The organism is Dehalogenimonas etheniformans (assembly GCF_014672715.2).
In the GTDB taxonomy this organism is placed as follows: domain Bacteria; phylum Chloroflexota; class Dehalococcoidia; order Dehalococcoidales; family Dehalococcoidaceae; genus Dehalogenimonas; species Dehalogenimonas etheniformans.
On the sequence record NZ_CP058566.2, the window covers coordinates 929,559 to 944,485 of the forward strand.

The 14,927-nt window shown below is 51.5% G+C and carries 12 protein-coding genes; 3 read left to right on the forward strand and 9 right to left on the reverse strand.

Translation table 11 applies throughout. From position 1 onward, the window contains the following. Positions 1-11: 11 nt before the first annotated feature. From HX448_RS04720 to HX448_RS04735, 4 genes are all read right to left on the reverse strand, one after another. Entirely contained in the window at positions 12-3,041 is a 3,030-nt protein-coding gene (locus HX448_RS04720; protein WP_226846858.1) for an FAD-dependent oxidoreductase, read from the reverse strand. Next, a complete protein-coding gene (locus tag HX448_RS04725; protein ID WP_102330388.1) occupies positions 3,034-3,903 on the reverse strand; it encodes a CoB--CoM heterodisulfide reductase iron-sulfur subunit B family protein in 870 nt (289 codons plus the stop codon). Before HX448_RS04725 ends, HX448_RS04720 begins: the two co-directional genes overlap by 8 nt. Next, entirely contained in the window at positions 3,900-4,490 is a 591-nt protein-coding gene (locus HX448_RS04730) for a 4Fe-4S dicluster domain-containing protein (RefSeq protein ID WP_162485866.1), read from the reverse strand. Before HX448_RS04730 ends, HX448_RS04725 begins: the two co-directional genes overlap by 4 nt. A 168-nt stretch (positions 4,491-4,658) precedes the next feature. After that, complete coding sequence (locus HX448_RS04735) at positions 4,659-6,032, reverse strand: elongator complex protein 3 (protein WP_102330386.1); 1,374 nt, start codon at positions 6,030-6,032, stop codon at positions 4,659-4,661. Positions 6,033-6,077: 45 nt separating this feature from the next. On the opposite strand from HX448_RS04735, the gene HX448_RS04740 reads away from it, so the two are divergent. The 3 genes from HX448_RS04740 (at position 6,078) to HX448_RS04750 (ending at position 7,575) form a co-directional block, all read left to right on the forward strand. Beyond that, complete coding sequence (locus HX448_RS04740; RefSeq protein WP_102330385.1) at positions 6,078-6,926, forward strand: class I SAM-dependent methyltransferase; 849 nt, start codon at positions 6,078-6,080, stop codon at positions 6,924-6,926. Positions 6,927-7,044: 118 nt separating this feature from the next. After that, a complete protein-coding gene (locus tag HX448_RS04745) occupies positions 7,045-7,377 on the forward strand; it encodes a hypothetical protein (protein ID WP_102330383.1) in 333 nt (110 codons plus the stop codon). Further along, positions 7,378-7,575 (forward strand): tautomerase family protein, encoded by a 198-nt coding sequence (locus tag HX448_RS04750; protein ID WP_102330382.1) that lies wholly within the window; start codon positions 7,378-7,380, stop codon positions 7,573-7,575. Here the strand turns inward: HX448_RS04750 and rimI are convergent. The 5 genes from rimI to rpoC all read right to left on the reverse strand — a co-directional run bounded on the left by rimI (position 7,572) and on the right by rpoC (position 14,926). Beyond that, positions 7,572-8,180, reverse strand: coding sequence for a ribosomal protein S18-alanine N-acetyltransferase (gene rimI, locus HX448_RS04755; RefSeq protein WP_102330381.1), 609 nt, complete (start codon positions 8,178-8,180; stop codon positions 7,572-7,574). The two genes, HX448_RS04750 and rimI, sit on opposite strands and share 4 nt — an antisense overlap. Before the next feature lies 1 nt (position 8,181). After that, positions 8,182-8,742: an epoxyqueuosine reductase QueH gene (locus tag HX448_RS04760; protein WP_102330380.1), complete on the reverse strand. Its 561-nt coding sequence runs from the start codon at positions 8,740-8,742 to the stop codon at positions 8,182-8,184. A gap of 249 nt (positions 8,743-8,991) precedes the next feature. Next, on the reverse strand, positions 8,992-10,038 hold the full coding sequence (gene ruvB, locus HX448_RS04765; protein ID WP_102330379.1) for a Holliday junction branch migration DNA helicase RuvB: 1,047 nt from the start codon (positions 10,036-10,038) through the stop codon (positions 8,992-8,994). 75 nt (positions 10,039-10,113) lie between these two features. Then, positions 10,114-10,884: a hypothetical protein gene (locus tag HX448_RS04770; RefSeq protein ID WP_102330378.1), complete on the reverse strand. Its 771-nt coding sequence runs from the start codon at positions 10,882-10,884 to the stop codon at positions 10,114-10,116. A 163-nt stretch (positions 10,885-11,047) separates the two neighbouring features. Beyond that, the gene (rpoC, locus tag HX448_RS04775) at positions 11,048-14,926 is read right to left on the reverse strand and encodes a DNA-directed RNA polymerase subunit beta' (protein WP_102330377.1); all 3,879 of its coding nucleotides are present in this window, start codon (positions 14,924-14,926) and stop codon (positions 11,048-11,050) included. Position 14,927: the final 1 nt, after the last annotated feature.

Sequence of the window (14,927 nt, forward strand, 5' to 3'; positions counted from 1 at the left end):
TAGATTTTTCCTTATACCGGGGCAAGGACAGCCGATACAATATCGGATAATTCGTCAAGGTTGAAATTCCTGACCATAATCCCTTTCTTGGGGCATGTAGCCATGCAGACCCCGCAACCCTGACATTTGGCGGGATCGGATTCAACTGTCTTTTTAATGGTTCCATTCGCCATATACTCGATGAGGTTTATGGCTTTGAAAGGACAAGGCTCCACACAATAGGCGCATCCGTCACAGTTTTCATCCAGCACCTCAGAAACACAGGCTTCGAGTTGCCTCTGACCTTTGGAAAGAATTGCTGCCGCCTTTGCGGCTGCAGCGCCGGCTTGAGCGATTGATTCATCTGCCAACTTCGGACCATGAGCCAATCCGGCGAGGAAAACACCCTCGACAGGGGAATCGACCGGGCGCAACTTGATGTGGGCTTCCATCAAGAATCCATCCTCGGATTCAGGTAGTGTCAAGAGTCTGGTCAATTCCTGATCCTCGGAAGGCGCGACCCCAGTCGAAAGCACAAGCATATCGGCAGGGATATTCAATTTTGCATCAAGTATTGGGTCGAAAACCGTTACCCTCAGTTCATCGTTTGAGTTGGTGACCACCGGATTCTGACCCTGTTCGTAGCGCAAGAAGCGAACCCCAAGCTTACGGGCTCGGGTGTACTCAGCTTCATGCAAGCCGTAGGTGCGGATATCGCGATAAAGGACGAAGACCTCGGTCTCGGGTTGCCGTGCCTTCAATTTAATGGCGTTTTTAACAGCCTGTACGCAACATAGACGGCTACAATACGGATGATTTTCATCACGTGAACCGACGCATTGGATCATAACTACCGTTTTGGCATCGACCTTCTCGACTGACAGGCGCTCTTCCAACTCCAACTGGGTGATGACACGCCGGTCCTCCCCGTACAGGAACTGAGATGGCAGGTATTCTTTGGCGCCAGTGGCCACGATAACCGCCCCGGCTTTTATTTGATACTTCCGGTTTTCGGAAATGAAATCGATGACGAAATTGCCCGCTGCACCCTCGAATCCGATTACGTTTGATTCGAGATAAAGTTCGATGTTAGGGTGTATTTTGATCCGTTCGATCAGTTCATGAAGTTTGGCCTGCGGTTCCTGACCGGGCTCTCCGAATTTGACCCGTCTAAGATTGCCGCCAAGTTCACGCGATTTTTCCAATAAATACGTATTATATCCGGCATCGGCTAATGCTAGAGCTGCAGTCATCCCGGCTAAGCCGCCGCCGATAACAAGTCCGTTGTGGCTAACAGGCACTTGCCCGGGATGCAGCGGTTTGAGATGTGTTGCCTTGACAGCCGCCAAGCGGATAATATCTTTAGCTTTGGATGTTGCCTCTGCCGGTTGGTACATATGCACCCAGGAGCATTGGTTCCTAATGTTAGCCATCTCCAAGAGATACGGGTTGAGACCAGCTTCCCGTAGCGTGTCCTGAAATAGTGCCTCGTGGGTCCGCGGGGTACAAGCGGCAACGATAACACGGTTCAAGCCGTGTTCCAAAATGGCTTCTTTGATCTTCTCCCCGGCATCAGCCGCGCAAGCGAAGAGAGTGTCTGTAACAAAAACAACGTTGGGCAGAGTGCTGCAGTATTCAATTACTTCTGGAATATTGACTACGGAAGCAATGTTTTTACCGCAATGACACACGAAGACTCCGGTGCGCGGTTCACCGCCATACACCGACCTTTCGGAAGGGTAAGTGCGTTCCTTCAAGAGTTCGCCCTTTTTCTCGACAAGCAGAGCCAACACTCTTGACGCCGCTGCCCCGGCCTGGATGACCGTCTCAGGAATGTCCTTTGGCCCGCTGAAAGCGCCAACGGCGAAAATGCCTTCCTGGCTAGTGGCGACCGGGTCAAGGCCATCCGTCAGGCAGAACCCGTTGCCATCCAATCTAACGCCGAATTTATCTGCAACCGACTGTCCCGCCTTTGACGGCCGAAGTCCGCAGGACAGCATCGCCAGATCAAAGTTTTCTTCTGTTAAATTGCCCTGTTCGTCCTGGTAACGAATTATGATTTCTTTATTTGCCAGCAATTGTTTCAAAGATGAAGGTTGACATCTTATAAACCGGACCCCCGCCTTTTTTGCCCGTTCGTAATACGCTTCGAATCCTTTGCCGTAAGCCCGGATATCGATGTAAAAAATGGCGACATCTATCTCGGGATGGTGCTCTTTCAAGATCAATGCTTCTTTGGTGGCGTACATACAACAAACCGCTGAGCAGAAATCGGCTGAGGTCTCACGCGAACCAACGCATTGGATAAAGGCTACCTTGCGTGGCAATTCGCCATTGGAAGGCCGCATCACCTTGCCGGCAAAAGGTCCGGAAGCTGATAGGATTCGCTCGAACTGAAGGCTGGTCAGCACGTCCGGGTATCGGCCGAAACCGAGTTGGGGTTTTTCGGCAGCGTCGAATAGGTCATAGCCGGGCGTCAATACGACAGCTCCGACATTAAGTTCAATAGTCTCGTCTGCTTGATCAAGGAGGATGGCTCCGGCCTCGCAGAACTTCTCGCAGGCTTTGCAGCCCTTGCCTTTTTTGAAATAGATGCAATTGTCTTTATCGATAACCGGAACATTGGGTACCGCCTGAGCGTATAGGGTGTAGATCGCTTTTCGCTTGGTCAGACCCCCGTCAAAATCAGAGGTAGTCTTGGCAGGGCATTTTTCGATGCAAACATTACAGCCGGTGCATTTCGAGGTATCGACACAGCGAGCTTTCTTCAGCACTTTTACACGGAAATTGCCGGCTTCGCCCTCGTAGGCTATTACCCTGGAATTAGTGAGCAATTCGATGTTCAGGTGACGGTCGATAGCCACCAATCGTGGTGAAACGGTACACATGGCACAGTCGTTAGTGGGGAAGGTCTTGTCCAGTTGGACCATTTTGCCGCCAATAGCAGGCGCTTCGTCGACGAGGTAAACTTTAATACCGGCTTCGGCAAGGTCGAGCGCCGTCTGCATCCCGCCGACGCCACCGCCGACAACCAGCGCCGCGCCAACTTTAGTCTTATCCACTATGCTTCACCAGCAGGCTTTCAGTTTCAACGAAATGTTTATTCAGCATAAGCTCTTTTTCTGGAACACCGAGGGCAAGCGACAGAAGTTCTGTAAAATAAAATATTGGCATATCATAATTTCGACCCAGTTTGTTCAAATCATTCTGACGAATGTCGAGGTTGAGTTGGCAGAACGTGCATGGTACCGATACGGCTGTCGCTCCTGAATCCCGGGCATTATCCAGTATGTGGGATGTAAGCTTCAACACAGCGTCGGGCCGGGTCAGTGAAAGAGAGCCGCCGCAGCACTCAACTTTGTGCGACCAATCAACAGTTTTTATCCCAACGGCATTAAGGATCCTGTCCATGGTTATCGGATACTCCGGATTGTCTCTGAAAGCGGTTTCTTTGTGGGGGCGCACCAGCAGGCAACCGTAATAAGCTGCGACAGTAACATGAGACATATCGCGTTTAACCATACTTTTGAGTTTGGCGAGGTTTTGTTCGGAAGATAGAATTTCCAGCGGGTGGACTACCGAAACCGGATGCTCAAACTTATGGCCGATTATCTCCTCGATCTCCCGCTTCAAACGACGATCGCCTTGATCTTCGTATTGAGCAACCTTGAACCTGTTATAACAGGCGGTGCATGGCACGACCATATCATTGAAACCCGCTCTTTGTACCTCAGCCAGGTTTTTCAAAGGCAAAGTGTCGGCCAACATAACCGAGGTGTTATGGGCTAGTGTCGAGCCACAACACATCCAGTTTTTCAACTCTTCGGTTTCGATGCCGATTAACTTGAAAAGCCGGAGCAGTGATTGGGAATATTCCTTTCCTGAAGCCCGAAGCGAGCAACTATTGAAATAGGCGTACCTCAAGACCGTGCCAACTCCTGTTCCCTCTTAGCAACTTTCTTGAATAATTTCTTCATTTCACGCGAATTATGAAGGTGAGGCAGGATATCAAGCTTACCCTTTTTCAGCATGCGGATTCCCATACCGGCATCCCTGGCAATGTTGCCTGTTTTCAGGCTCAAAATTCCAGCCAGTCCGGTCTCATACACGGTGCCAAAATTCTTTACCATGAACAGGCCAATGTTATAGAACTCGGCAATCGCCGGTTCTTTAGGCATAATACCTTCTTTTATAGCAATATTGGATAATGCGTCCATCACTTTCAGGAGACCTGTCTCTTGTGGACAACGAGCGGTACAGGTGCCACAGGCAACACACAGCCAATACGTATTCGTATCAAGAACGATGTCTTTGAGCCCTAATCGAACGGCATGAATAAGTTGAGTCGGCGTCATATCCATGAATTCAGCAAGGGGGCAGCCACTAGTGCATTTGCGGCATTGGAAACACATGTTAACATCTACGCCGTGCAGGGACTTGATATCCGAGGCGAACTCGCTTATATGGCCGGGAATAAGGTCAAATTCCCTGAGGCTCGCTTTTTGCGTCATGTGTGTGTCAGCCTTAATTTGGAGTTTAACCGCCAAGGTCTAACATAGTATCTTAGGCCTAGTACCTGTGTCAACGGATAGCGGGAGGCAGATTAAGCAAGGGATAACGGTACTATATCTTTGGTACAATAGTATAGCAAACTCACTGATTTTGTCAAAAGAATCGAATTAATGATTTATGGATTTAATCATATAGCCCGAAGCTAACTGATACCCGAGGTCACGATAGTAATTGCGGGCTCCCACCCCTGACAAGATCGCAACAAAAGAAGCACCAAATTCCTCATGCGCGATCTCTTCGGCATGATAGAGCAATTGCCGCCCGAGACCCTGATGCTGAGCTGAAAGATTTCCTTTTGCCCCAATTTGGAGTTCCCGTCCATATACGTGAAGCTCCCGAACTAAAGCTACCCGATCGCCCAAGATCCTGAGGTTGTCAGGGGCTTGAGGTTGAATTCTCAAGCGTATGAGACCGTACAAAGTGTCATATTCATCCTCGTATGAAAGGAAAATCTCCTTACCTCCAGATGCGTCGTATTCCAACCGTCGCAGGGAGGGTTGTACCCCCGGGCGCATGGGGCGATGACCGTATTCTCGACATCTTATGCACCGGCAAGTGAAACCTTGCGCGTCAAGACGGTCCTTCAAGCCATCTCGCAATGAATTTTTCAGTCCGCCCGTAATGTATTCGGCGGGGATGTCTCTTAGAACCCTAGAGATCCGTACATAAGGCGGGACATTGATTTTCATTTCCGCGATCAATCCGACCATCACATCATCTTCGTATGGCTGGTACCGATTCTCACGCTGCCATAATTCCAATTCTGTGTTTTCGATTACCATTGTGGGATATATTTTTATGCCATCAGGTTGGAAATCTTGGTCGGAAAAAAGGCGTTGCGTCATTAATAGGTCATGCCCGGGATTTGAACCGGGCAAGCCCGGCATCCAGTGATAATGGACCTTTAATCCGGCTCGCCGCAATCTGGCCGAAGCTTCGATCACCGCCGAAACCCTATGTCCGCGATTTATCAGGCGGTATATCTCGTCGTCTAAGGTTTGTACTCCCAATTCAACCCGCGTCGTACCCCAGGTAATCATGCGATCGACTTCGCGCTCCCCGCACACGTCCGGTCTGGTTTCGATGCACAGTCCCACCACCCGGTTTAAGGCGCTTTCGTTGATCCGCTGAGCATCCTCGAGGGAAGTGCTGCCAACTCCGTTCAGGACATCGTAACAGGCTTTGATAAAACAGTTTTGGTATTCAATGGGAGTAGCAAGGAAGGTCCCTCCCATCACTATAAGTTCCACTTTATCGGTCGGATGCCCCATGTCCGACAGTATGCGGAGGCGCGCCTTAATCTGCTCCTCCGGATCATAATCGTACCTGACCGCGCGCATCACCGCTGGAGAATGAGGGGTGTAACTGCGGGGCGTTCCTGAAAAATCCGGGCAATAGACGCAATGCCCAGGACATGGAGAAGGCCGGCTCATTACTGCTACCGGGGTTACCCCAGAAATTGTCCGGGTAAACTTTTTCATTTATACTCCATTATACATTGGTCGCCACATCTCTTGAAGTGATTTATGTCAAATAATCAAATCCCTACCTTTGACCGAATTGCGCCCGGTTGGTACAACTTCAGGCACCATACCATCTTCAGGGCCGAACTCGAAGCATTAGCCCGGCGTTGGACAAGAGGCAAATTACTCAACATCGGCTGCGGCCACGGTGCCGATTTTTTACCGTTCAAGGACAACTTCGAATTAACGGGCATCGATATTTCTTCTGAGATGCTCAAATATGCCGAAAAATTCATGGACAAACACGGATTTTCAGCACTACTAAAACAAGCCGATATGCGGTCGCTCCCTTTCGCGGACATGTCTTTCGACTTTACCATCGTGGTAGCCAGTCTCCATCATCTCGAGGATAGGACCAGTCGTGAGAAAGCGCTCAAAGAGATATTTCGCATCTTAAAACCGGGCGGAGAAGCCTTCATCACCGTTTGGAACGCCTGGCAGCCCCGATTCATCTTCAGGAAGCGGGACACCTTAATTCCCTGGCGCTCAAAAGAGGGAAATATCAACCGTTTCTACCATCTTTATTCATACGATGAACTTGAGGGCGCACTGAGGTTAGCTGGCTTTGAAATACTTGATTCGTTCCCTGAATCAACTTATCGGTTCCCCCTAAAATATTTCTCCAAAAATATCTGCCTTCTTGTTAAGAAACCAATGAAAGATTTGTTTAGCAAACATCAAACTGATAACATTGACTCAAAAATATGCGACCGTAGCGAGCGCTTGGTAAAGGAGCGGTATTTATGCTGGTCAATATTACATGCCCGAAGTGCAATACTAGCGGTGGGTTTTCCATCACAGATGCCTATTATATTGGTCCTTACAAATGCTGGAAATGCCGCGCTGTGTTAAAGATAAACCTGGAGAATAACAGGCTGGTGAGCTGCGAAGCGATGGATGCTGCAGAACTGGCGCGCTTTGAACAAGAACAGGAAGCCAAACGCCGATCCCGCGGGCGATAAGATAATCAATGGAGTTCTTCCAAGGCGAAGTCCATCTGCCCGGAACCAACCATCCGAGCGTTGTTTCATTAGAAATTGATTGGTTGGGTAAACAAGCCACGGTGAGTCTTTCCAAACCTGAGGGGGGATTCTCCGAATGGCCCGGGCTTTTAGTACAGACAATCGGGGTGGAAGAGGCGGTCTTTAGAACTCGCGGTATTCCCCCCAGGTTCACCCACTGGTGGCATTTCTCCCGCAGCGGCAGCGATGACCTCTGGGGACTCATTATTGCCGCGCCTGATAATCACGGAGATTGGCAAACCTGCCCAGTGTTCCTGAGGAAAATACCTAAGGAGGCTTGAATGCCCGTTGTCGTTATCGAGATGCATGAGGGCCGAACCATCACCCAGAAGAAACAATTAGCTGAAGGCATCACCAACGAATTTGTTAAAATCGGCACCGCAGCCGAAAAAGTTACTATCATATTCCGTGATGTCGCCAAAACTAACTGGGCTTCCGGGGGCAAATTAAGCTCGGAATCAGCAGCCCGGCCGCTCTAAAGGCCAAATTTCAAATTGTTTCTAGATTGCTCGAATTTGGCGACGCATTCCTTCGAGTCGGCGTCATCCAGGGTCATGATAAGCGCATCCTCCCGGTTATCGGTGTAATAAGCTCGCCGCACGCCTTTGCCGACAAAACCATACTGCAAGTAGAGGCGTTGAGCCTCATAGTTGGAGACTCGGACTTCCAGGGTGACGATCTCGGCTTCAATTTTCACGGCAGCCCGTACAAGTTCAATTAAAAGCAGCTTACCGAATCCCCGCCGTCGAAAATCTTTTTTGACGGCCAAACTGATGATATGAGCCTCTCCGGCCATCATCCAAAAGCCTGCAAAACCGACAATCTTCTCTAGATGTTCCTGCCCTACTTTATGGGGCGTTAGCCACTCTACTACCTTATGGGCTAACCCAGTGTTGACTTCAAACTTGGTCTGGAGTTCTTCAGGTTTGTCCAGTACTTCGGCGACAACGATGTAATGAGCCAAATGGTTTTCTAATTCACGCTGGTAGTTCATCGGCGGCCACATGGTGGGAAAGGCCTCACGATCTATGGCGGTCACTTGAGGAACGTCTTCCTGGGTCATCGGACGTACGATATAATGCATCTCAAGCCTCTGTACTCTTTGGATCCATCGATCCGTCCTTGTATCTTTCCCGTTCACTAAAAAGGCAGCCGCAATACTGCTGCCGATAAAGATCCATAGGCTTGGTGATCCTCCGGCTATCTGAGTACCGTTTTCTCAGGTCCGCGTACTTAAACCCAACTTCGGAGGATCGTTCGATCTCTCGGGCAACCTCGATGATTTTGTCATGCTGCTGCTGCGGACTGATCAACAAACTGCTGGTAAATGCATCATAGCCATTTTGGCAGGCGTATTCAGCCACCGTTTGGAGACGAATTTGATAACAGATTGGACAACGGTCTGATTCGTGGCCGACGATCGCCCTGAAATAACGTTCCAGGTCGTAGCCAGGATGTATCTCCAAAGGAATATCTTCTTTATCAGTCAAAGTTGTAAGCGCTGCCAATCTACTCTGATGTTCGGTAAAAGGATGTATATTTGGGTTATACCAGAAAGCTGTCACCTGATAACCGCTGTCCCGCCAGTATTTGAGAGTGTAAGCCGAGCAATGAACACAACAGCAGTGGACTAAGAGTTTACTCATTGTCTTTTGAATCTGTTGATGTGATGTTGCGAAAACGACTGAAACGACTCCTCGAGTTCAAAAGAGTTACATATCAATCGAGCCAGATCCAACAAATCAGTTTTTCGCAAAAACTTCAATCCTATTGAATGAGGTGGAAAATTGTGAGCCTTATTATAGCACGCCTGTTCATTTATTTTGTTAAGCGTTTCGTGTCGTTTTTGCCAATATATTTTTACGACAAAAGCAATGTTATTAAGGCTAGCGGCATTATAGCAACGAACCCTGGGGTGGAGGTTCGATATCGGCGGCTAGCCGGGATTTGGGATATTTTAGCCCGAGATGCTCGTAAGCCCGGCGGGTAGCGACACGACCTCTCGGAGTACGCTCCAAGAATCCAAGCTGCATCAGATACGGCTCATAGATATCCATTATGGTGTCGGTATCTTCAGAAATAGCCGCAGCTAACGTCTCCAGGCCGACCGGCCCTCCCGAGAATTTCTCGATGATGGCTCTGAGCAGTTGGTGGTCAATATTGTCTAATCCCACCGCGTCAATTTCCAGACGGCCAAGAGCTGTTTGGGCGATCCCACAATCGATCACGCCCCGACCGCGAACCTGGGCATAATCGCGAACACGCTTCAGCAGGCGGTTGGCAACCCGCGGCGTACCCCGGGCGCGGCAGGCTATTTCTCTTAGTCCGGCCTGATCGGCCTGCACCCCAAGGATTTCCGCTGAGCGCCGAAGAATGGCTTCGATGTCGGCATCTGTGTAAAAGTCCAGGCGGTAAATGGAGCCGAAACGGTCGCGCAACGGGGAAGACAGCATCGCGTACCTGGTGGTCGCCCCTATCAAAGTGAATGGAGGAAGTTTCAGCCGGAGGCTTTTGGCGCCGGGACCTTTCCCGATAACAATATCCAGAGCAAAATCTTCCATCGCCGGATAAAGGATCTCCTCGACCGTCCGGCCGAGGCGGTGAATCTCGTCGATGAAAAGAACATCATGCGGCTGCAGTCCAGTCAGTATCGCGGCAAGATCTCCAGGCCGTTCGATAGCCGGACCTGAAGTGATCCGGATATTGACTTCCATACCGTGAGCGATGATATACGCGAGCGTTGTCTTACCTAAACCCGGTGGACCATAAAGGAGAACATGGTCGAGGGCTTCTTTGCGGGCCCGGGCTGCCATCATCGTCACCGCCAGGTTGTCTTTGATCTTGGCCTGGCCGATGAAATCGTCGAGCGACCTCGGACGAAGACTCGTATCAAGCTTGGTATCGTCAGGAACTGATTGACTGGAAATTATACGTTCGGCCATAAATTGTGCAGATTATAACACAGTCAACGGATACATTGGTTCCAAAGAAAATAACAAGCAAACCTTACGAAGGGACTAACTCTTCCTTGTTACAGCGATCAATAAAATGATCAGGAGTACCCCGGCCCCGCCAATCACAAATATCATCGTAGAATTGGAACTACCCCCGGAGCTTGAGGTCTCTGACGTTGACGTCTGGGTTGACGCGGTGGTTGTAAGATTGGTTGTAGTCGTGACGGGTGACGTAGTTGTCGCCGGTGGGGTAGTCGTAACAGTAGCGCTACCCCCGATCAACGCGTAAGTCGTGAAACTTGAGATAGTAGTTGAGACGGTGTTGAAGGACGTATTGAGGTCAGAGGCGAGCCTTACCCACGACGATCCATTCCACTGAGCGATATAAAGGCTCGATTCAGAGACATTCGGAGGCAATTCAGTATCGGAGTAACCAAATGTCAGCCCGACCGTCGGATTAAAAGTAGCCCCCGGGGTACCGATCTCATAGGCTATGACCGATTTTTGCTGAGCAGGCAGGGAGGTCGGTGAAGGCACAAGTATCGCCGAGATAAACTCTTGATTTTTCCCGGCGGCATTATGGATAATCGTTCCCAAGGGAATCTTTATACTCATTTTCCCATCGAGTGTCTGTAGGTCCCCACTGGAAATCGACTGACCGTTTTTGTTCATCATCGGCTGAGTGCCGACTAGATTCACACCATGCATAAGGTAACTGCCATCGGCCGCCGTCTGCGCCGCGATCGATAACGGGAGAGACGATAACATTGCTACAAAAATCAACGAAACTGTGCCAATTGACAACATCAGCTTTTGGTTCGGTCTTTTAGTCATTATGGCTCTCCTCAGTTTGGTTTATCATACACCCCGGAAATAGCGGATACAATATTGTTATGTAATATGCTCCCTACCAATCCGTAGAACTAATATTTTCGTGTGTATACGAAAAGAGGGAGCCTCCAAGGAGACTCCCTCTTTTTTGCTAACTGTTTATCTCTTAGATCGCCGGCTGTTCCAATTGTACCATCTTGGCGGCCTCCAGTTCGGCGTTTTTATCGGCAGTGGCGTCCCGGCAGGACTGACATTGAGCCGGGATAAGCTTACCGATAATGACATTCTCCTTGAGTCCGGAGAGGACGTCTTTCTTGCCGTGGATGGCGGCGTCGGTAAGAACGCGGGTCGTCTCCTGGAAGGAGGCTGCAGCCAGCCATGATTCGGTCGACAACGAAGCCCTGGTGATACCCATGAGGACGGTGTGGGCTGTGGCAGGTTCGCCGCCTTCAGCCAAAATGTTGGCGTTGATGTCCTCGTAACGGAACTTGTCAACCAGTTCACCCGGGACCAGATCGGTATCACCGGAGGAATCGATCCTAACCCGGTTCATCATCTGGCGAACGATAACCTCGATGTGCTTGTCATTGATATGAACGCCTTGGGAGAAGTAAACCTTCTGAACTTCTTCAACGAGATACCGCTGAACGGCCTCACGGCCAAGCACCGCCAGGATATCCTGCGGATTGACCGAGCCGTCGGTAAGGCGCTGGCCGGCTTTGACAGCTTCCCCATCTTTAACCGCGATATGGGAGGCCGCCGGTACGAGATACTCGCGTTGGTCGATGTCTTCATATTTGATCACAAGGCGTGTACCTTCGACGCTGACCCGGCCGCCAACGCGGGCAGCCAAGACGGATTCGCCGGTGGTCAGGTGGGCAGACTTCTTGGCGGCTTCCGGTGCGGTGGCAAGAACTGCACCCATATCAACCGGCTGGCCTTCGGTTACTTCGAGTTTCCAACCTTCGGGCAAATCATATTCATCCTGGTAAGTCTCACGCGAGATAACCTGTACACTTCGGCCGGCATCCGACTCCATTACCTGGACCGTGCCATCGATCTCGGAAATGATAGCCTGAGCTTTGGGAGGCCGGGCTTCGAAAAGTTCCTCGACGCGAGGCAGACCGGTGGTGATATCCGTACCGACGACGCCACCTGTGTGGAAGGTCCGCAGGGTCAACTGCGTGCCGGGTTCGCCGATACTCTGGGCAGCGACGATACCTACAGCGGTATAGGGTTCGACGGTGTGACCGCGGCCGAGGTCGCGCCAATAGCACTTGGTGCAGACACCGCGGCGTGAGCCGCAGGATAAAGGCGAGCGGACATAGACCGCAGTGACGCCGGCGGCGGCGATCTCTTTAGCCTTTTTATCATCGATCTCACCGTTTCGTTCAACCAGGATCTCACCGGTCTGGGGATTGGCAACCGGCTGAGCGGCCAACCTGCCCGAAATCCGCTCGGCCAGAGGAGGAAGAATTCCTTTCTCTTTTGGTTCCTCAATCCATAGACCATCGGTGGTGCCGCAATCATCCTCGAAGACGATAAGGTCCTGGGTAACGTCGATGAGGCGGCGGGTCAGGTAGCCGGAACCGGAGGTCCGAAGAGCTGTGTCGGCGAGACCCTTGCGCGCGCCATGGGTGGAAATGAAGTATTCGATGGCGGATAAGCCTTCGCGCAAGGATGCCTTGATCGGGAAGTCGATGATACGGCCGGAGGGGTTAGTCATAAGGCCGCGCATACCTGCCATCTGCCGGATCTGGGAAATGTTACCCTTTGCGCCCGAAGTAGCCATCATGTAGACGTTGCCGTAGGTATCAAGGCCCTTGGAGATGGCGTCGGTAATCTGTTCAGTGGCGCGCATCCAGATCTCGATAACGCCAGCGTACCGTTCATCGTCGGTGATAAGACCCTGAGAGTATTGCTGTTCGATGACCGCAGTTTCAGATTCCGCAGTGGCAACGATGTTCGACTTTGCGGCTGGTACGGCAATGTCGCCCATAGCGATAGTAATACCGGACCGGGTCGCAAAGCGGAAACCAAGTTGTTTGACCTGATCAAGCGACTTAGCCATTATTTCATCACTGGTAATCCGCTTATATTCGCCGATAAGCCGGCGGATAGTTGACTTGTCAACCGGTTTGTTGAAGAAGGGCAGACCGGGTGGTAACGCCTCGTTGAAAATGATCCGGCCGGCACTGGTCTTTAGTTTCTCGCCTTCAGGAGTCCTGACTTCTATTTCAGCCCGAAGCTCGATAATACCGAGATCGAAATATCTCTTGACTTCTTCGAAGCTGCCGAAGTGCTTGCCCTCGCCCTTGAGGCCGGGGCGGATAGTGGTCAAGTAGAAACAACCAAATACCATATCAAGGCTGGGCGTAACCACCGGATCACCGGAGGACGGCAGAAGCATGTTATGAATGGAGAGCATCGCCTCCCGGGCTTCCTTGACCGCAGCCTTGGACAGAGGCAGATGGACAGCCATCTGGTCGCCATCGAAGTCCGCGTTGAAAGCGGAACAGACGAGAGGGTGGATCTGCAGCGCCGAGCCATCAATCAAAACCGGCTCAAAAGCCTGGATCGATAAACGGTGCAGTGTCGGGGCGCGGTTGAGCATCACCGGCCTGTCTTTGACTACGTCCTCAAGGATGTCGTAGACCTCAGGTCGGGCACGCTCCACCAATCGGCGGGCGCTCTTAATATTAGGCGCCAAACCGTCAGTCACCAGGCGATGCATGACGAATGGTTTAAAAAGTTCGAGGGCCATACGGCGAGGTAAACCGCACTGATGGAGTTGGAGGCTGGGGCCGACCACGATGACCGAACGGCCGGAATAGTCGACGCGCTTACCCAGCAGGTTCTGGCGGAAGCGGCCCTGCTTGCCGCGAAGCAGATCGGAAATAGACTTGGCCTTGTGGTCGCCGGACACGGCGACGGAGCGGCCGCGGCGCCCGTTATCAATCAGGGAGTCGACAGCCTCTTGGAGCATACGCTTTTCATTGCGAATGATGATCTCCGGAGCGCCGATCTCGAGAAGGTGCTGCAGGCGGTTGTTGCGGTTGATGACGCGGCGATAGAGGTCGTTAAGATCCGAAGTGGCAAAACGTCCGCCGTCGAGCTGCACCATCGGGCGCAGATCCGGAGGCAACACCGGCAGAACGGTCAGAACCATCCATTCAGGTTTGTTGCCGCTACGGCGGAAAGCCTCGACCAGTTGAAGCTGCTTGGATGCCTTCTTGCGCCTCTGACCGGAAGAAGAGCGGGTTTCCTGGATGAGGTGATTTCGCATTTCGCCCAGGTCGATGGCGCGTAAAAGGTCGAGAATCGCCTCAGCGCCCATCTTCGCATCGAAGATATCCGGGTACCGAGTCTTCAAATCATAATACTGGCTTTCAGTCAACAGGTTGCCGGTGCGCAAACCAGCCAGTTGTTCGACGATGCTGACCGTCTCTTCTTCGCTTTCGTCGCGTTCGGCTTCGAAGTCGCGGCGCAGGTTGTTGATCTCCTGGACGTCGGCGCCGGCGGATTCCATCTCGGAAGCCTTGGCTTCGATCTCGCTCTGGCGCTCATCCATCTCAAGGCGCCGTCCTTTTTCAAGATCGCCTATAGCGGTTTGGCGGGCAGCTTCGTTGACCGAGGTGATAACGTAGTGGGAAAAGTAGACAATGCGCTCGAGGCTGCGGGTAGACAGATCAAGCAGCAGTCCAACCCGAGAGGGTATGCCTCGGGTAAACCAGATATGGCCGACCGGGCAGGCAAGCTCAATGTGGCCCATGCGCTCGCGACGTACTTTGGCCCGGGCAACTTCGACACCGCATTTATCGCAGATGATACCCTTGTAGCGGATGCGCTTGTATTTACCGCAAGAGCATTCGAAGTCTTTAGTAGGTCCGAAAATGCGCTCGCAGAATAGGCCGTCGCGTTCCGGCTTAAGAGTCCGATAGTTGATCGTCTCTGGTTTGGTGACCTCACCATACGACCAACTCCGGATCTGCTCCGGAGAGGCTAGCGAGATCCGAATGGCGTCAAAATCAATGACTTCATTCATA